Source organism: Paenibacillus fonticola DSM 21315, from assembly GCF_000381905.1.
GTDB classification, from domain to species: domain Bacteria; phylum Bacillota; class Bacilli; order Paenibacillales; family Paenibacillaceae; genus Fontibacillus; species Fontibacillus fonticola.
In genome coordinates this window covers 33,715-51,894 of the sequence record NZ_KB907272.1, presented here as the reverse complement: position 1 = coordinate 51,894, position 18,180 = coordinate 33,715, and the positions used below count along the sequence as shown (strand labels likewise).

Annotated in this window: 15 protein-coding genes and 1 pseudogene; 1 reads left to right on the top strand and 15 read right to left on the bottom strand. The window is 47.8% G+C overall.

The genetic code is table 11. The features are described 5' to 3' along the window. From G358_RS0123290 to G358_RS0123255, 8 genes and pseudogenes are all read right to left on the bottom strand, one after another. A complete protein-coding gene (locus G358_RS0123290) occupies nucleotides 1-2,007 on the bottom strand; it encodes a sucrose-specific PTS transporter subunit IIBC (protein WP_019639666.1) in 2,007 nt (668 codons plus the stop codon). Further along, nucleotides 2,000-3,001 carry a carbohydrate kinase family protein gene (locus G358_RS0123285; protein WP_026342427.1) on the bottom strand — a complete coding sequence of 334 codons (1,002 nt, stop codon included), beginning with the start codon at nucleotides 2,999-3,001 and terminating at the stop codon, nucleotides 2,000-2,002. Before G358_RS0123285 ends, G358_RS0123290 begins: the two co-directional genes overlap by 8 nt. 47 nt (nucleotides 3,002-3,048) lie before the next feature. After that, nucleotides 3,049-4,518, bottom strand: a complete 1,470-nt coding sequence (locus G358_RS0123280; RefSeq protein ID WP_019639664.1) for a glycoside hydrolase family 32 protein — start codon at nucleotides 4,516-4,518, stop codon at nucleotides 3,049-3,051. A 167-nt stretch (nucleotides 4,519-4,685) separates the two neighbouring features. Continuing rightward, nucleotides 4,686-5,666 (bottom strand): LacI family DNA-binding transcriptional regulator, encoded by a 981-nt coding sequence (locus G358_RS0123275; RefSeq protein ID WP_019639663.1) that lies wholly within the window; start codon nucleotides 5,664-5,666, stop codon nucleotides 4,686-4,688. Between the two features lie 106 nt (nucleotides 5,667-5,772). Then, the gene (locus tag G358_RS0123270; RefSeq protein WP_019639662.1) at nucleotides 5,773-7,362 is read right to left on the bottom strand and encodes an alkaline phosphatase family protein; all 1,590 of its coding nucleotides are present in this window, start codon (nucleotides 7,360-7,362) and stop codon (nucleotides 5,773-5,775) included. Between the two features lie 33 nt (nucleotides 7,363-7,395). Next, nucleotides 7,396-8,103 (bottom strand): DUF421 domain-containing protein, encoded by a 708-nt coding sequence (locus G358_RS0123265; RefSeq protein WP_019639661.1) that lies wholly within the window; start codon nucleotides 8,101-8,103, stop codon nucleotides 7,396-7,398. 121 nt (nucleotides 8,104-8,224) lie between these two features. Next, nucleotides 8,225-9,409: pseudogene (locus G358_RS0123260) on the bottom strand (M28 family metallopeptidase); the annotation flags it as partial. 15 nt (nucleotides 9,410-9,424) lie between these two features. Next, on the bottom strand, nucleotides 9,425-9,709 hold the full coding sequence (locus G358_RS0123255) for a zinc-binding metallopeptidase family protein (RefSeq protein WP_019639659.1): 285 nt from the start codon (nucleotides 9,707-9,709) through the stop codon (nucleotides 9,425-9,427). Between the two features lie 162 nt (nucleotides 9,710-9,871). On the opposite strand from G358_RS0123255, the gene G358_RS0123250 reads away from it, so the two are divergent. Further along, nucleotides 9,872-10,606, top strand: coding sequence for a peptidylprolyl isomerase (locus G358_RS0123250; RefSeq protein ID WP_019639658.1), 735 nt, complete (start codon nucleotides 9,872-9,874; stop codon nucleotides 10,604-10,606). A 68-nt stretch (nucleotides 10,607-10,674) separates the two neighbouring features. Here G358_RS0123250 and G358_RS0123245 read toward each other — a convergent pair whose 3' ends face one another. The 7 genes from G358_RS0123245 to G358_RS0123215 form a co-directional block, all read right to left on the bottom strand. Continuing rightward, nucleotides 10,675-11,430: a GNAT family N-acetyltransferase gene (locus tag G358_RS0123245; protein ID WP_019639657.1), complete on the bottom strand. Its 756-nt coding sequence runs from the start codon at nucleotides 11,428-11,430 to the stop codon at nucleotides 10,675-10,677. Between the two features lie 136 nt (nucleotides 11,431-11,566). Continuing rightward, nucleotides 11,567-12,490 (bottom strand): tyrosine-type recombinase/integrase, encoded by a 924-nt coding sequence (locus G358_RS0123240; protein WP_026342426.1) that lies wholly within the window; start codon nucleotides 12,488-12,490, stop codon nucleotides 11,567-11,569. Between the two features lie 236 nt (nucleotides 12,491-12,726). Further along, nucleotides 12,727-13,434, bottom strand: coding sequence for an HAD family hydrolase (locus tag G358_RS0123235; protein ID WP_019639655.1), 708 nt, complete (start codon nucleotides 13,432-13,434; stop codon nucleotides 12,727-12,729). Nucleotides 13,435-13,440: 6 nt separating this feature from the next. After that, nucleotides 13,441-15,441, bottom strand: coding sequence for a transketolase (tkt, locus tag G358_RS0123230; RefSeq protein WP_019639654.1), 2,001 nt, complete (start codon nucleotides 15,439-15,441; stop codon nucleotides 13,441-13,443). A gap of 10 nt (nucleotides 15,442-15,451) precedes the next feature. Next, nucleotides 15,452-16,741: a class II D-tagatose-bisphosphate aldolase non-catalytic subunit gene (locus G358_RS0123225; RefSeq protein WP_205621562.1), complete on the bottom strand. Its 1,290-nt coding sequence runs from the start codon at nucleotides 16,739-16,741 to the stop codon at nucleotides 15,452-15,454. Between the two features lie 4 nt (nucleotides 16,742-16,745). Continuing rightward, nucleotides 16,746-17,846: a PTS fructose transporter subunit IIC gene (locus G358_RS0123220; protein ID WP_019639652.1), complete on the bottom strand. Its 1,101-nt coding sequence runs from the start codon at nucleotides 17,844-17,846 to the stop codon at nucleotides 16,746-16,748. 15 nt (nucleotides 17,847-17,861) lie between these two features. Further along, a complete protein-coding gene (locus G358_RS0123215) occupies nucleotides 17,862-18,176 on the bottom strand; it encodes a PTS fructose transporter subunit IIB (RefSeq protein WP_019639651.1) in 315 nt (104 codons plus the stop codon). Nucleotides 18,177-18,180 lie beyond the last annotated feature (4 nt).

The window sequence follows — 18,180 nt, the reverse complement described above, 5'->3', positions numbered from 1 at the left end:
TTACTTCGTTGTGAACTGAACGTCCATCACGACCTCTTTATTGGCCGTTACTGGGCCTTGGCTTGCCTTAACAGTCAGTCCAGCGACCTGCTCCGTTCCCGAAGGAACAATTACGGGAGTAACCGTGGAAAGTCCGGCCTGTTGAATGGCACCGACATCGAACTCAATGAGCAGTTGGCCTGCTTTTACGGTGTCGCCGGTCTGGACATGAGTCGTAAATCCCTCTCCTTTTAAGGAGACGGTGTTGATTCCGATATGAATCAAGAGCTGCATGCCGCTTTCGCGGGCCAGGATGATTGCATGCTTGCTCTTATTCATAATGTGAGCGACTTCGCCGTCAAACGGGGCGAATAGTTTGCCTTCGGACGGTTCAACCGCAAACCCATCCCCCATATGCTTCTGGGCAAAAGCCGGATCGGGAACGTCTTCCAGCGCCAGCAGTTTTCCTGAAATGGGAGATGGAATATTCAGCACATCTATTGAAGAAGGCGCTGTGATTAGGCTAGGTTCCACAGTCACTTGGCTAGATTCCGCAGTAACCACCTCGGCTAAGCTTGATTCAACCTGTGCACCAGCCTGTTCCGGGGAATTCGCCGCTGCAGAAACTGCTGTCAACTCCGCCGCTGCTTCATCCTTATAACCAAATAGCCACGTCAATATAAATGCGATTGCCATGGCAATCAGGTTGCATAGGATGTACATCGGAAGCTGATCGTTCAGATAAAGAAGCGTTCCCGGTATAACTGTAATCGCCATTCCTGTCGCGGCCAGACCGGACAACGATGCCAGGAAGCCGCCGACGGCCCCGCCGATCAATCCCATGACAAACGGCTTCATGTACCGCAAATTGACGCCGAAGATCGCCGGCTCCGTAATTCCTAAGAAAGCGGATAGCGAGGATGGCAAAGCGAGAGATTTCAGCTTGACGTTTTTGGTTTTCAAGCCTACCGCCAGGCACGCTGCACCCTGGGCAGCCATGGCGCTCGTGACCAATGCGTTAAACGGATTGGAGCCGAACTGCTCCAGCAGCTGTATTTCCAGAAAATTAAAAATATGATGAACACCCGTCACGACAATGATTTGATTGAAGAAACCGATAACTAATCCCGCAATGCCGAAAGGAAGACCCAAAATAAATGTGGTTCCATGCAGCACCCATTCCTCCAAGGAATGGAAAATAGGGCCGACGACGAAAAGTCCCAGAGTTATCATGACGAGCAGTGTGATAAACGGCGTCAAAATCAGATCCAACGCTTCAGGTACGCGTTTTCTCAGCATTTTTTCAAACTTTGCGCCCAGCAGACCCATGAAAAAGGCAGGAAGCACAGAGCCCTGATACCCGACCACCGGTATAAAGCCGAGCATGACTAAGGCTTCAGCTGAACCATTGGCCACGCTGTAAGCATTTGGAAGCGCTGGATTGACCAGCATTAATCCCAGGACAATACCCAGAATCGGGCTGCCTCCGAATACCCGGAATGCAGACCATGCTACAAGCGCGGGCAGGAAGGCAAAGGCAGTATCGGTTAATACTTGGGTAAAGAGCAGGAAGTTTGCTGGAATATCCGCAGCAGTCATCCCAAAGACAGACAGAATCTGCTCTTGCGTAAGCAAACCGCGTAATCCCATGAACAATCCCGTAGCCACGAGCACCGGAATGATCGGCACGAATACGTCGCCGAACGTGCGGATCGATCTTTGAAAGACGTTTCCTTGCTTCTTGCTTTGGCTTTTAATATCTTCTTTTGTTGTGCCTGTAATTCCGAGATTCTCCACCTCTTCAAAGATCCGGTTCACTGTGCCGGTCCCAAAAATAACTTGGAACTGCCCGGAGTTGAAGAAGGCTCCTTTTACCTTATCAATATTCTCTACTCTAGTCTGATCGATCAAATCTTTGTCATGTACCATAATCCGCAGTCTCGTAGCGCAATGCGCAAAGGATGCAATATTATCCTTGCCGCCGACCGCCTCTACGACCTGTTTGGCAATATCCCGATTTTCAGACATTCGTCATCATCCCCTTGTTCGATTGCATTTCAATTAATTTATGCACGTCCGCCTGGCTAGGAAGAGCAGGAATTGCGCCTTTACCCGCAGTTGTCCATGCTCCGCTGGCATTGGCAAACTCCAGTATTTCATCATGATGCACGCGAAGCACCTCTGTGATGTTGTCCTGCGCAGTCCCATTTTCCAGCAGCTTATACAGAAAACCTCCGACAAACGCATCGCCGGCCCCCGTCGTGTCCTGAACTTTGACGTTAAATCCTCGCCCCTTATACTTCTCATCCGCAGAAAGATAAAGCTCCGCTCCCTCTTTCCCTCTGGTATACACAACGGCTTGGACATCTCCTTGAAACAAGGAAGCAATCGCCTCCTTCTTTGACGTTATACCCGTAATGAACTCCAATTCATCTTCAGAAATCTTTATAAGATGGGCGGCGGGAATAAAGTCTTGAATCGTTCTTCGGCACTCCTCCGGACTATGCCACAAAGGAAGCCGGACGTTCGGGTCGAAGCTGATGAGCCCTCCCTGACTTTTTACTGCATGAATCGCTTTCAAATGCGCCTGCTTCATTGGACTTTCCACAAGATCGACCGAGCCGAAATGCAAAATATCATTCGTACCGAAAATACCCGGATCAATTTCGTCTTCGGACAATAGCAAATCAGCCGAGGGGCTGCGATAAAAGGAAAAATCCCTCTCTCCGTCCTCCCGCAGCGATACGAACGCCAAACCCGTGTTGGCCTCGTCTGTTCGTCGAATAAAATCTGTCCTTACTCCCGCATGAGCCAGCTGCTCGATTAAGTAATCCCCAAAAGCGTCCTTTCCCAGCTTGGTCAGCATGGAGGCGTGCCCGCCAAGCTTGGCGACAGAAGCCGCTACGTTGGCTGGCGCGCCTCCTGCCGCTCGTTCAAAGGCCTGTACGTCCTTCAGCGCGCTCCCTTTTTGTAAGGGGATAAAATCAATTAACACTTCTCCGATTGCAAATAACTGTCCCACGTTGTCACCGCCCCCCGTGTTATATTCAAATCCGTTTTGTTTGAGAGCTATATTTTCCATAGCGATGCTCGGCAAGCAGCCGTTCCTCCTTGTGCAAAAAAGCGGATTTGCGTACTTTCCCGACTAGGGAAAATACGGCTCGTAAACACCTCTTCCCCATCGTTGACGAAGATCTCTACGGACGAGGTGTCTACATAAAGCTGGAACTTAATGTTCTCCGCATCCAGATGGCAGCGCCGTACGCTTCCGTATTCCACGGCAACAGGGTAACCGGATAATGATCTGTCCAAAATGACCTTCTTCGAATTCCGATCATACGCCAGCACCGTTTTCTCGTTCTCTCCTGCCCGAAACTCAATGCCGAATCGCGCAGCATCCGTATTGGTAAATTCACAAACCAGTTCATAAGTGGTTCCCTCGAATCCGGTAAAACTCTTTGTCTCATCCTGCAAAACGGCTTCACTCTTGACCCCTTGCTTTCGCAGCTTCTCCAGCTCCCTAACCGGACGCTGAAGGATTTTGCCACCACGGAGCGTCAATTCTCTCGGCAGAGTCAGGCAATTGGCCCACCCGTGATTGTCCGTCGGATAATTGGCATCGGGAAGCCCCATCCAGCCTACAAGGATCCTCCGCCCGTCTGCTGCTGCCGTCGTTTGCTGCGCGTAGAAGTCAAAGCCCCTGTCCAGCTCTTGGAATTCCCCATGCTCAAGCTTGCTTATTGTCAGATCAAGCGGCTGACCGACAATATAACCCGATTGGAATATGTTCTGATAATAATCTCCGTGCGGTTCGATGCCTTGCGGTGAAAACAACAATACACCCTGTCCATCCAGTTCGAAATAATCCGGGCACTCCCACATATATCCAAAATCAGTCAGCTTTGTAGAGATTTCGCCTTCAAAGCTCCATGCTTTCAGATCCTGAGATTTGTACAGCACGGCGCAACCGGTGCCATTGGTTCGCTGCGCTCCCAGAACGCAATAATATTCACCGTTACTGCTCCACACCTTCGGATCCCTGAAGTGATCCGTGTAGCCAGGGGGCACTGAGTCGATCACAGGATGGTCTATTTTCGTAATCATGCCGCTGCTGTCCATGATCGCCAGGTTCTGATAAGGATGCCTGTTCCATTGTTCGTCTCGCGTATTGCCTGTATACATTAAATACAGCTTGCCGTCCTTAACGATCCCGCTTCCGGAATATGCCCCGTGAGAATCATGTGGATAACCAGGCTCAATCCCAATGCCGACATTGTCCCAGTGGGCCAAATCCTTCGATTTCGTATGATACCAATATTTCATGCCATGAAATGTTCCCAAAGGAAACCATTGATAAAATAAATGATACTCGCCTTGATAGAATGTAAAACCGTTAGGATCGTTCAACAGGCCATACGGGGGCTGAATATGATAGGTTTGCCTCCATGGGCAATTGTTAACCAGCTCCTGAAGCTTTTCCAGCTCCCCAGGCACCGCCTGCTCCATTTTTCTGTATTTTTCTTCCCTTGATGCTGTCATCGAATGCCTCCATCTCCCCTCTATTTCCGAGAGTCTGTAGAACCGGTTCCATTTTCGTGTGAAAAAGAGGAACCGGTTCCAAATATGCTATAAAAGATGTCCCATAACTCTAAAGCAAATTGCAGTGAATTATGGAACCGGTTCTGTCTCGAATTATAAACACCGTTTTACCGTTTGTCAACGCTTTCTCGCTCAAGGAGCTCGGTATCCAGCATGGTAACTTGATCCATTTCCTCATCCCTCACGAGCTTGATAATATTGCGCGCTGCAGCTTGTCCTGCTTCTTTGTAAAAATATCGTACCGTAGTCAGCGTAGGATGGATAATTTCCGTTATGTCATAGCCTCCAAAGCCTGTCACCGACAAGTCCGAAGGGATGATGATTTGCCGGAGGTATGCGGCTTTCATGACCCCGAGCGCAATGTTATCCGTGGCGCATACGATGATGGAAGGCGTGCTTTCATCCAGAATCTGCGATGCCGCTGCCATCGCATCCGTCATTCTAAAGCCTGTTTCATAATAGGAGACCGAGCACTCCGTACCTTCCAGGCTCTTTTTAAAGCCCTCTTTTCTCCGGATGCCCACGGAAATATCCTTCTCCGTTACTCCAAGATAGGCCATTTGCCGATGACCCATTTCCAGTACATGCCGTCCTATTTTGTAGCCCGCATGAAAGTCATCATGGATCAGGCTATACAGCTGAGAATGCTCCTGTCCGACCAATAATATCGGAATGTTGATCTCGCCTGCCGCTTTAAGATGCTCCTCATTCACTTGGGCGGCCAGTAAAATGATCCCCGAAACCTTCTGCCGGGCAAAATCATAGATCGCTTCGATTTCCCGTTCCATATCCTGACTCGTATTTGAGATCAGCATTTGAAAATTGGCGCTGCGCAGCTCTTCGTCAATGCCCATCAGCGTTTGGGAAGTAGCAAAAGAATCGAGACGCGGCACTACGGTGCCAATGATATTCGTTCTTCTCGCTTTCAAGCTTTGAGCAAAAGTATTCGGAACATAATGATGCTCCCTAATCACTTTTTCGATGCGCTGCCGCGTAGCTTGACTGACTGAACCGCCGTTTAAATAACGGGATACCGTGCTTTTGGCCACGCCTGCAATTGCTGCAATATCTGAAATTGTTTTAATCATCTAATCATCGTTACTCCCTTTTTCCATTCCCGGTTTATTCTTCATACTTAGTATACTGTCTTTTTCACGCGCCGGGTAGTTATCGGGAGCTGCGCTGATTTGCTGCCTATTGTTTCGTCACAAGCTTCTGCAGGAAAGCCTTTAAATCAACGATCCGCAAATTTTCGGGCCGTTCTTCCGTGCCGCTGATAATCAACGGCACAAGCGACTCTGCATGTCCAAGAGAGCCGTGGCTGCCTCCGCCCTTGTGGGTTGGCGAATGTTGATCAGCCAGCTCATATCCTGGTTTGGCGGCCACGACCAGGAAATCGCCGTCGTGCGAATGCAAAGCTCCGTATAATCTTTGCAGCACATCGGGGTACCGCTCGTAATCCAAGGTTTGCCGCTCGTGATTGATTTTTAGATCCAATGCTTGCGGCTCCCCTTCAATCGTCCATGATTGCTTATAAGTGTCCGTCAGCTCCCCGCCCGTTTTGAACCGGAGCTCTTTGGAGGCGCCGTCACTGACGCATATCCAATCTCCATCTCTCCAGGCAATGATATCGATGCGCGAATCGGCCCTGATAGCCTCGGCAATATCTCTGGCATCCCGAGCCTTCAGGTTGTAGACATATGCCATCGTCTCATTCACGGCCAGAACGATTTCCGTCTCGTCCGTCATGGCCTCCCCCTGGGAGAAGACGTTAAAAGCTTGCAGCAAAGGGAATAATTCGACCACTGGATTTTCATTCGCAGGCAAGATTTCAGTCATGCCGCTATCACCGATAATGACGATGATCGCCTTTTCCAGCGCATTTTCCAATGATCCGAAATTTTGCAATAAGGTCTGGAGCTGATGGTCGGTATCCTTCAGACTCTTTAGATCGGACGGCCCTTTCTTATGAATCTGCTGATCCATATCGGGCAGGTATATATACAAAAAGTCGGGAAGCTTATCTTCCTTGATTAAATAGCTCGCAGTGGAGATCGAAAATTCACTGTTAATGCCCAGACGGTGGATGATGCTGCCGGGAAGATCTTCGATCCCTTCCAGCGGGTTGGTTAGCGAGCCTAATGCCAGGAAGTCCGGACCCTTGACCGAAATCGATTCAGGCATGGACGTTGGTCCATGCATCCAGGCCGGGAGTGATAACGTATGAGAAGCAGGACCGCGATAGATCAGACCGTTGATGCTGCCTGTTTTTTTTCCCGCTCGTGACAAATCTTCATAAATGGTTGGCAGCTCGGGGTTCAGGTGACTGCCGTTCAAATGCATCAAGGCATCCGCCATCACCTGGTTTACACCAATCTTTATGACTTCCGCCGGGCCGGTTCCGTAATTGATAAGCTTATGTTCTCGAACGGAGTACCAGTTCAGCCCAGGCACATGATGACGATCCGGATAAGCCCCCGTGAGGAGGGAACTGTCAATCGTCACGGACATCGTGGGGAAAGAACTGACCATATCCTTGTAATATTGACCTCGCTCGATCAAGAACTGAAATGTGGGAAGCTCCTCTTGCTTCAAACCTCTATCTACCGCTTCGGCCATCAGGGAGTCGACCACGATAACAATTACTTTTTTGGCGCTGGCCCCGGCGTTGGATTTTACTTGGCGCAAGTCCTTCTCTTTCGGAAAAGGCTTCTGTTTCCTGCGGGACGACCAAACCGCCATCACCAGGAAAAGAATGAACAGCACAATAACCGCTATTAACATGGACGGACACCAGCCTTTCGACCTTATAAGGAATCATTTAGCATGTTTTTTCATCACCTGCACGACCGCATTATCGCTGATGGTTGCCAGCAATACATCGGGAATATCCGCACTTGCCCTGGCGATCTGCTCCTCAAGCCAATCGAGGTCTTTACCCATTTCCTGCAGCAGCGTCATTTCGATTTGGCCGTCTACAATAATCGGTCTTGTAATGACGAACGGCTGCGTCTTCAAGTTTAGGTCTGCTGGAGTAGCCGGCTGGAAAGGGGTATCCATAAACACGGAAACAATTCCCCCAGGCTCCCATAACGCAAGGGCTACCTTTTGAATATCCTCAACTTTTTCTTTGCGCAGCTCCGAAAATAAGAAATCCGTAGAAATTCTGGCTTTCGCTAATTGATGGAATTGAATTTGACCGTTTTGAATAAGCGTGATCGGCTCTGGATGCAGAAACCGATTGAACCGAGGCCATTTCAAACTTAGCCAGGTTCCTATGACATATAGCACGGTAAGGATAGCCGTAGTAATGAATGATCCCTTCAATCCGATTTTCTGGTCGGACAGCGGGTGAGCGATAATATTTCCAAGCGTTAAAGCGATAATGAAATCGAGAAGTCTCAATTGAGATATCGAGCGCTGGCCCATAAACTTAGCGATAATGAGCAGGAAGACAAAGCTGACAATACCTCTTAGAATCCATTCTATCGCTGTCATCGATTCCTTACCTTGAAAAAAATCCAACCCCTTCAATCCTTCCCACTATCCAAGTTGTAAAATGCCCTGTGACAAATTACTGAATTATAAATGTAGGGTGTCCCACTCTTCTGAAATAATGCATATTTATCCCAGCTACTATGCGCGGTTAAATTCCGATTTCTTCAATCAATTGACTCCAGGGTACGCTGTGCACCCATTTCAACGCTTGTTGTTTATTTTTGCTTGCCCAATTAAATACGAAGGCTTGCTCCTCTCCTTCGTCTCCTTTATAAACATGATCCCTGCCGCCGTAAATTTGGAGATAGTACGTTTCATCCTTTACAGTAGCTTCAGTCATCAGCACAATAAACTTGCCGGTGTCCACAACATCGTATTCGTGACCTTCGTACTTCTCGGTAGTAATAACCATGTTTGGATCTTCAAATTCAATCGGAGCTTTACTAATTTGAACGGAAACCCCTTCTCCATTTTGTTCTTTGTAGGTTAAGGCAACGCTATTTACTTCATTTATGGTGATATCCGCTTGATAAACAGTATTGATTTGCATATCGGAATTTTCCGTCAACTCGTTCTCAGGCAGATCAGCATTTATAGTTACGGAACTAAATTGATAATTGAGAATCGATTGGGGCAGCTTTAATCCTTTTACGGCTTGCTCCGCCTCTCGGGCTTTTACAAAGCTTTCAAATAGACCAGTAACGACAATATGCTTTTCCTCCGAACCGATAAGCTTGTATTCCCCTAAATGCAGCTGCTGCTGTTCCTCTTGGGCCTCTTCAATCAGCTTGCTCATGACCGCCTGCTCCTGAGGAGTCATTTGTGCAACTTGGCTGGAAGGTGCACCATGCACCAATTCCGGAGAGTCCCCTACTTCTTGGATAAATGCCGACAGCGCTCCAACGTACTGATCGAGCAGGTCATAATCCAATACATCTGGCACATCATGAACGGTATGAATGACCGAGATATTTTCCTGGGATAGTGTAACCGCCGGAAAACCTGCGGCTGCAAACGACAAGTGATCGCTATCTCCATAGGATCCGTCTGTAGTAGAGTCAATACCAAGCTTCATAAAATAATCTTGCAGGCCAGTTACGAGAGAATTGGCTTCATTGCTTACGAGCAGAAGCCTGCCGCCATCAGCAATGCCTAAGCAGTCCAGATTAATGTTGTATACATGATCGTAATCGTCCTCAAGCTGCTTGACAAAGGCTTTACTGCCCAGCATGCCGGATTCTTCCCCGTTAAAAGCAGCGAAAATGACATCACTTTGCATTGCCTTTGCCTCACTTAACATGGACGCAAGCTGCAACAGCGCGCTGACTCCCGAAGCGTTATCTACACTTCATCTATAAATCGTCTTTTCATTCGCTTTCCCACTCCACCCTACATGATCGAAATGCGCTGATAGAACAATCGCATGCCGATGATCTGGAGCCTGGCTGCCCGGAATGAACCCCGCCACATTTGAAACCACAATTTCCCTCTCTTGAATATGCATGCCTATCTCCACGCTCTGAATAGTATCCTGGTGATCCCTTAGCCATTGGCCCGTCTCCAAGCTGATCTGCTTCAGCACTATAGTCACTGCCGCAATAATAATGATTAGTTTATTATAATAACGCTGCAAAAAACTAACCTCCAATTTTTAGAAGTTTAATATATCCATATTATAACAAATATAAGTCTATTCTATATCCATCCGCATGGTCTTGAATTAGCAAACTAGTAATTTGGCCGAAATATCGGTATGATAAGACAAGATTTATTAAAAGGAGTGGATCATGGATCTATGAAAAAGAAGCATCTGGTGTTGACTTTCATTCTGCTTATTTCGGCAACTCTACTTATTAGCGGCTGCGGGGAGAAAAACAAGACAGCAGAACAAGCAGCTGCGGCAAACAACCCACCGGCGGAAAATGCGGCAGAGCAGGCCACCCCGCCAACAGAACAAGAACAGGGACAACAGCAAACTCAAGAGCCCGAAACAAAAAATACGATGAGCTGGGACAACCCTCCAGCGATGCAAATCGACACAAACAAATCCTATGAAGCCGAAATTACGACGACCAAAGGCACGATTACGCTTGAGCTGTTTGCGAAAGACGCTCCCATCACCGTCAACAACTTCGTGTTTTTAGCGGAGCAAGGCTTTTATGATAATGTTATTTTCCATCGCGTGTTGGAAACCTTTGTAATCCAGACTGGGGATCCCGAGGGCACTGGCCAAGGCGGACCAGGATATCGCTTCGAAGATGAGAGCACGGATTATGAATATGAACCGGGCATCGTCGCTATGGCAAATGCAGGCCCTGATACGAATGGAAGCCAATTTTTTATTTGCACAGGCGAAGATAGCAAATCTTTGAACATGCAGCCGTATTACACCATTTTTGGTAAAGTGATAGACGGAATGGATGTCGTTCAGGAAATTGCGGCCACCCCTGTTCAAGCTGGCTCAGACGGTGCAATGAGTTCCCCAATAGAAACGATTCAAATGAAGGAAATAAAGATTACAGTAAAATAACGCCTGCATAAACAATAGACCTCGTTATTATCCGTTTAAGGAGAACGAGGTCTTGCCATATCAGAACATCATAATAATTTATCCAGCAGCTTCGCAAATTTATTCGGACTCATAATTTCGTGAGTAAGGAATTTATCGTTATAGTACATACTAAAGGTCGTCCAGACTGCAGCTGCTTGCTGGGCTTCTTCTCTTGTTTTTAAACGATGAGCGTGAAACGCCACGCTTCTCTCCTCTGCAATTGCTCTAAGTTGTTCCACAATACCAACAGCGTAAGGGCATTGTGCAGTATAAAAAATACTTATTCCCTCTTTAAAATCAATCGTTGTTTCCACAGAGCTTTTAAAAGCAGGCGTAACCGCTTGATCATTCCACTTTAATACAGCCAGCTCGAAATAGGGATCTGCCTCATCTACTATATGAAAACCCATATGCTCAAAATACCGCTTATCACTTAGGTATGGGAGCTTTTTTTGGCCAACAATATGTACGATTCCATCCATGCCGAGAGTCTTGGCATCTTCGATACATTTGGCTAAAAGCTGCTTGCCATGACCACACTCCTTATACCTGCCCGATATCCATAAACAATTAATGTACATATAATTGGGGGCCTTGATAGGTACCCACGCTTTCTCCGCTGGCATATACTCAATAAATACCTTTGCACGCTCATCCAAACGTAAAAATACTAAGCCATCCTCCATCCGCTCGCTTAACCAATTCTTTTTTTCTAACACGGCATGTTCGTATTGTTTTGCGCCAAGTGCGCAGCATATATGCTCATTCGCGATATTGTTTTTCGTGATTTGTATGTACTGCATGGAATGAAGAACCCCCATCATATATTAGTTACACTATTATTTCGGCAACTAAATTTAAAAACCTTTCTCCATAAAAAAGCCTCCATTTCTGAATTTTGAGCGGGAGGTGGACCACTTGATTTACGCCGGCAGATGCTTATCCCATTTTCGGCACCTCGATAGTCGTCATCGCACTGCGCTTTTGCTCGTCGTTGATATGTGTATAAATCATCGTTGTTTCAATCGAGGCGTGGCCCAGCAGCTCCTTGACAACGCGGATATCGACATTGTTATTCAACAGCATCGTGGCGAATGAATGCCTCAGCTTATGACAGGACAATTGAAGATCGCTCAAATGCGGGTGGTCCTGTTTGAACGCATCAAAGACCTGTCTGGCTATTTTCTGAATTTGGCGAATCGACAGCCTGCGGCCCTTCTGGGATACGAAAAATGCCTCCTCCTTCGAGCTGTACGGCTGAATGCGTTCCTCTTCCACTTTGGCGAGGTATTCCACCACGAGCTCAGGCAGTGGGATTTCATTCCATTTTCGCCCTTTCCCCAATATTTCGAGCGTTCCTTTTGTTTTTTTAAAATGAGACAAATTCATCCGGTGTACTTCACCCACCCGCAGCCCGCAATATCCCATCAATAAAAAAATAGCGAGATTTCTATCGCGATATCGGCCCGATACATAACCGAGTACCTTCTCTAGCTCTTTTTCTTCCAAATAGACAGGAATTTTATTTTTCTCCGTTTTTGATTTTTTGACTTCCAAGGCAGGGTTCCGGGCTGCCAGCTCTAAATCGATCAGCGCCGCATAAAACGAACGGATCGCCGATAGCGTGCGATTCCTTGTCTTATCACCAGCGGTTTCCTGCTTAGCTACCAAAAAGCTGACGATATGTAATTTTCCCGCCTGCTGCACGGGCAGCTCATCGAGAGAAAATAAATAATCATATACTTCCCTCATGTATTCTTTCCTCGTAGTTTCGGTATAGCCTGACTGCTTCATCCAAATCGTAAATGCTTGAAGCGGCTCCGTGTACAATTCTTCTAAATCATATTTTGTAGTCAATGCCATCCCTCTTATAATATGTTTATTTTTACCTTTTATAGTCCTTTTGTATGAATGTTTAAACAGACAACTAACAAGCTGCAAGAAAAAGAATCGCTTAAAAATAAAAGTGCGCAAAATACGTGTTTGGCGTACTTATTATAGCACGTACGTTCTCTAATGGGAATGCAGGATTAAATGTTTCATTTGAGGTGACTTTGGTGACAAAATAGAAAAAAAGCCCGCTACAACGGGCTTTTTTTCTATTTGTACCAAATCGAGCTCACTATTTCAGTTATGGAGTGCTGCGCATCAACAATATAGTCGGGCCTGATCTCTGTAGAAAGAGGGGCTAATCCCCGGCGGTTGACCCAAATCGCCTTCCACCCTGCCTGCTTCGCACCGATAACATCGTTGGCATATGAATCGCCTATATAGAATGTCGACTCTGGATGCAGGTTCATTGTAGTTTGAGCGTATTCAAATATCCGCTTATCGGGCTTAGCTATTCCAATTTCACTTGAAATAAACAGGTGCTCAGACAAAATCCACCGTTCTAATCCAAGCTGCTTCACTTTGCTGCGTTGATGTTCCCGCGGGCCGTTCGTAATTACTCCCAAAGGAAGCCCTTTTGCCTTACAGAAGTCCAAAGCTTGAACAACGTCAGGCAGCAGCTGAATTTTGCTTTGAAAAGTTTCGTAATCGTATTGAAAGCTTAGTGCTTCCTCCGTGGTAATCTGAACGTCAAACATTTGAAAAGCCTTGCTTATTCGGTAAACATGCATTTCCCGCTTGCCCATCTTCCCGCTTTCTGTCCGCTCAAATACCTCATCACTGAATTTCCTGCTGTAGAGGTATAAATCTTGCAAAGGAATACTGGCGTAACTGCTAAAATGCTTTTCAAAAGCCTGGGCAAATGGAGACAACTGATCATAAACGGTATCATCTACGTCGAAAATAAAACTGTACATATGCGATTAGGACAGACTATTATACAGCTTTACGATATTTTCAACGGTAAAGCCGTATTCCTGAATAACTCTGTCTGCCGGACCGCTGGCTCCAAAGCGGTTGATGCCCAACGCCTTCCCTTCCCTGCCGATGTATCTTTCCCAGCCGAAGGTAGAAGCCATTTCAATGGAAAGCCGTTTCGTGACCGCAGAGGGTAAAACCGTTTCTTTATATTCCCCGGACTGCTGCTCAAACAATTCAAAGCTCGGCATAGATACGACGGACACATCGGTCCCCGCTTTCCACAGCGATTGCTGTGCGAGCACGGCCAGGTTCACCTCAGAACCAGTAGCGATCAATATTCCATCCGGTACAGCGCTCTTCGCTTTAGAAATGACATAAGCGCCTTTCTTGACATGTTCCCGAGCCAGTTCTTTCGTACCGGGAAGAACTGGCAGACTTTGTCGGCTTAGGACAAGAATAGTTGGCGTATGCCGGCTTGTCATCGCCACTTCCCAGGCCGCAACCGTTTCATTTCCGTCGGCGGGACGAATAATTTGTACATTCGGCATACAGCGCAGGCTGGCTAGCTGTTCGATCGGCTCATGTGTAGGCCCGTCTTCCCCTACCGCCACCGAGTCATGTGTAAGGACATACGTCACAGGGGCTTGCTGAATCGCGGATAGCCGGATCGCAGCCCGCAAGTAGTCGGCGAATACAAAGAAGGTGCCCCCGTACACTTTTGTCCCGCCATGAAGCTGAATACCGTTCATAGCTGCCGCCATCGCAAATTCCCGCACGCCAAACCAAATGTTGCGCCCCTCATAATTTCCCGCCTCAAAGTCGGTTGTGTTCTGAGCTACCGTATAATTGGAAGCAGACAGATCCGCCGAACCGCCCCACAAATAAGGAACCGCCTCGGACAGCGCTTGAATCGTATCGCGGCTAGTCACCCGGCTTGCGGCACCTGTGCCTTCCTCGTATACCGGCAGCCCCGCTGCCCAGTCTTGCGGCAAATTTCCCGAGAACGCCAATTCATACTGCGCGGCAAGCTCAGGATACTTCGCACGATACGCCTCAAAGCGTTCATTCCATTCCTGCTCCGCTTTTTCGCCGGACATAACCATCCTTTCAGCAAAACGATCCCGTACTTCCTTGCTTACGGCAAAGGTGCTGTTCTGATCCATGCCGTAGAAAGACTTCACTTGCCGGACATCAGCTTCGCCAAGCGGTGCGCCATGCACTTTGGAAGTGCCCTGATTTTGAGAGCCGTAGCCGATAACCGTCTTCACCTCGATCAAGGTCGGTTTTTCAGTCTCCTTGCGGGCAGCTTCGATGGCCCGGTCGATGGCTTCCAGATCATTGCCGTCCTCTACTAAAATATACTGCCAGCCGTAGGCTTCATAGCGCTGTCCTACCTGCTCGGTGAACGCTTTTGAAGTAGGGCCATCCAATGAAATGTCATTGGAATCGTACAGAACGATCAGCTTGCCTAGCTTCATATGCCCGGCCATGGAACTGGCTTCCTGAGAAACCCCTTCCATCAGATCCCCATCCCCGCACAGTACATAAGTATAATGATTCACCACATCAAAACGATCTCTGTTGTAGGTAGCTGCCAAATGGGCTTCAGCCATCGCCATCCCTACTCCCATTGCAAGTCCCTGGCCCAGCGGTCCCGTTGTAACTTCCACGCCATCCGTATGTCCCACCTCCGGGTGTCCAGGGGTATTCGAGCCCCACTGCCGGAAATTTTTTAAATCGTCAAGCGAAACGTTATAGCCCGCAAGATGCAATAAACTATATAACATAGCCGATCCGTGGCCAGCTGAAAGAATGAAGCGGTCGCGGTTCGTCCAGCGGGTTGAGGTGGATGGATTCACCTGTAAATGGCGGGTCCACAACACGTAAGCCATAGGGGCCGCCCCCATCGGCAGCCCCGGGTGACCGGAGTTCGCTTGTTCAATCGCGTCAATGCTCAACGTACGAATAGTATGAATAGCTTGCAGATCCGTTTGATCAAACATTCAAATCCTCCTATCGCTCAACCTTAGTAAGAATGCGGCTAGTTACACCTTTAAGGTTATAGCATTCCACATAATCGCGTATCGGGCGTTTAATATGATCGATGACATAACGCTGTCCATGAATATGATGTTTTTCAAGATTTTTGTACAATTTTTCGATTTCAGCTTTCACTTCGTCATCGTTAAACGTATAGTGGCCCGCAATGTCCAAAATTTCCTCAGAAAGCTGCTCATCCTGCATAATTTCCTCTACCGTCAGCTCCGTTTGCTCTCCGACCATCCACTTCCGCCAACGCTCGCTTTTAATCGCATGCAATAGCAGCACTTCACGAGTACGTGATGGATCGTCAATCAGACCGTTATTAGCGAGCTTTGCTTCGACCGTCGACAGATTCAAATAGGCGCGTGTCTCCTCCGTACCGTATTGTGGCGCAACATTGGTCGCTGTAATTTCTGAAGGAATGTGCTCCAGCAGCGTAGCGTCGTCCAAATAGTCTCCGTTATGCTCCTTCAGGCCAACGCCGTACTTTTTCGCCATTTGCGCCAAATCATAAGCATTTCTGAAGTTGAACGTGCCCACCTGTTCCGTCTTGCGCGTCAGCGTGCCTGTTTGTCCGACGATAAACGTCGGCATCGGCAAGCCGCGTTTCTCCAATTCTTCTTTCAGGCGAACAATGAAGGTTTCGTACGTTTCGGTCGAAGTTAATCCGCCGTTTGTTTCTTCAGTTCCGACTTCATAACCGATTTCAGGCAAATTCCGCGCTTTACGCTCGTTCTCGCAAAATTCGATCAATTCCACCGTGCGTTCCAGCACCGTTTCCAGAGGAATCACCTTGCCGACTTCAAACGGATCTTTGGTCGGATCGATCATCAGTAAATCGAAGCCTGCTTCAATATCGGCAACATATGATTTCTTGCCTAATGCCATCGCTTCTTCCAGCGGCAGGTGATCGCTTCGCTCCTTGTCGCGCTGCCAAGGGCCGCCGTGATCACGGCACATATAATAAAAGTTGTCGTAATTGATTTCTTTGGCCACGTCTTGTACCGCTTTAGCAAAAGTAAACTGGTTCCAGCCATTGACATATCCCCCGCCTAGTTCATCCGCATCGACCTGGTTGCGGCTCGCAATGAACATTACCGGGAAGTCGTATTCCTTGGACAGCTCCAGGCTGGCCTGCACACAATTTTTCGACATTGGTCCGATCCCAAGTATAGTCGCGCTTTCGCCAGTGACCTGTAATTCCAGTAATCGCTGAACAACCTTCTTTATTGGCAGTTTCTCCACTCTAACCCACTCCATTTCTTTATTTAGTCACTTCAATAGATGGTTCCGCATTCTTTTTCTGTTGTTTTCCTTTGCCCGTTTCTGCCAGATTCGGCTTCGTAAAGTGCAGGATCAGCACGGAGACAAGCACGCCTACAAACATGGAGATGACATACCAAAGTTTGTTGTTAACTACAGGCAGTATAATCAGTCCACCATGCGGCACCAGCGCCTCAACCGCAGTGAGCATACCCAGTCCGCCGCCGACAGCGCTGCCGATAATTATAGCCGGAAGAACACGTTTAATATCTTTTACAGCAAAAGGTATCGCCCCTTCGGTAATCCCGATCAGCCCCATGAAAAAGGCGGAAATTCCCAAATCCCGATCATCAGCAGCATATTTTTTACGGTCGATGAACGTAGACACCGCCATAGCCAGCGGAGGAATCGCGACGGCAATACGATGCGCGCCGTTCGGTCCATATATTCCCTCTGCCATCAAAGCAAGCGTAAACGCCGTAGCTGTCTTGTTGATGGGCCCGCCCATATCGACGGCCGTCATTGCACCGATAATCAATCCCAGCAAAACAGCGTTTCCACCTTGCAAATCGCCAAGCACGCTGACCAGCCATTGCATTGCCGCACCAATCGGACCGGCAATGACGTAAATATAAAGCAGCCCGATCGTAAGCACCGAAAAGATCGGAACAATCAAAATGGGCATGATTGTCTTAATCGTATTCGGAACTTTCCAGGTCTTGCACCACTTAACGATTAATCCGACCGCCACACCGAGAATCATGGCTCCAAGGAAACCAGTCTTTACGCCGTCTGCTCCAATTGGATTGTTTGCGACGTAACCCAATATCATCGCTGGGGCGATCCCCGGCTTACCAGCTATTGAATACGCGATATAACCAGCCAGAATCGGGATCATCATGGCAAAACCAGCCGACCCCAGATCGAGCAGATTTTGCATAAACGGACTTGTGACTTGCATTCCTTCATCCGTTGCTGTACCGGTGGCCAGTGAGATGGCTAGGAAAACCCCTCCGACTACGACCGCCGGCAGCATGTAAGAGACACCTGTGCTGAATGCCTTCTGAATTTCCTTGAGTACATCTCTCATCTTATTCGCCATTTTCATTGTCCCTCTCTACAGTTTCTCAGCTTTATCCAACACTTCGGAAGGATGCTTTATGGCATCCGCTGGTTCAATTTGCAGCACTTTTCCCATGTCCATTTTTTCTTCAAACCGTTCCTCGCCTTCAATTCTGATCGCCACAGCCAAAATAACTACATCTGCCTCGTCAATAACGTCCTGCTCCAATTCATTTTCGATACCCATACTGCCCTGCGTTTCTACTTGAATATCGTATCCGCGCTTTTGGCATTCCTTCTCCAATGCCTCCTGTGCCATGTAAGTATGTGCTACTCCTGTGGGACAAGCTGTTACAGCTACTACTTTCATTGCT

Excerpts from the sequence above, each read along its gene's own strand:
- G358_RS0123290 (WP_019639666.1), bottom strand. The coding sequence starts at position 2,007 with ATGTCTGAAAATCGGGATATTGCCAAACAGGTCGTAGAGGCGGTCGGC.
- G358_RS0123280 (WP_019639664.1), bottom strand. The coding sequence starts at position 4,518 with ATGACAGCATCAAGGGAAGAAAAATACAGAAAAATGGAGCAGGCGGTG.
- G358_RS0123275 (WP_019639663.1), bottom strand. The coding sequence starts at position 5,666 with ATGATTAAAACAATTTCAGATATTGCAGCAATTGCAGGCGTGGCCAAA.
- G358_RS0123270 (WP_019639662.1), bottom strand. The coding sequence starts at position 7,362 with ATGTTAATAGCGGTTATTGTGCTGTTCATTCTTTTCCTGGTGATGGCG.
- G358_RS0123250 (WP_019639658.1), top strand. The coding sequence starts at position 9,872 with ATGAAAAAGAAGCATCTGGTGTTGACTTTCATTCTGCTTATTTCGGCA.
- G358_RS0123245 (WP_019639657.1), bottom strand. The coding sequence starts at position 11,430 with ATGCAGTACATACAAATCACGAAAAACAATATCGCGAATGAGCATATA.
- G358_RS0123240 (WP_026342426.1), bottom strand. The coding sequence starts at position 12,490 with ATGGCATTGACTACAAAATATGATTTAGAAGAATTGTACACGGAGCCG.
- G358_RS0123235 (WP_019639655.1), bottom strand. The coding sequence starts at position 13,434 with ATGTACAGTTTTATTTTCGACGTAGATGATACCGTTTATGATCAGTTG.
- tkt (WP_019639654.1), bottom strand. The coding sequence starts at position 15,441 with ATGTTTGATCAAACGGATCTGCAAGCTATTCATACTATTCGTACGTTG.
- G358_RS0123225 (WP_205621562.1), bottom strand. The coding sequence starts at position 16,741 with ATGGAGTGGGTTAGAGTGGAGAAACTGCCAATAAAGAAGGTTGTTCAG.
- G358_RS0123220 (WP_019639652.1), bottom strand. The coding sequence starts at position 17,846 with ATGGCGAATAAGATGAGAGATGTACTCAAGGAAATTCAGAAGGCATTC.
- G358_RS0123215 (WP_019639651.1), bottom strand. The coding sequence starts at position 18,176 with ATGAAAGTAGTAGCTGTAACAGCTTGTCCCACAGGAGTAGCACATACT.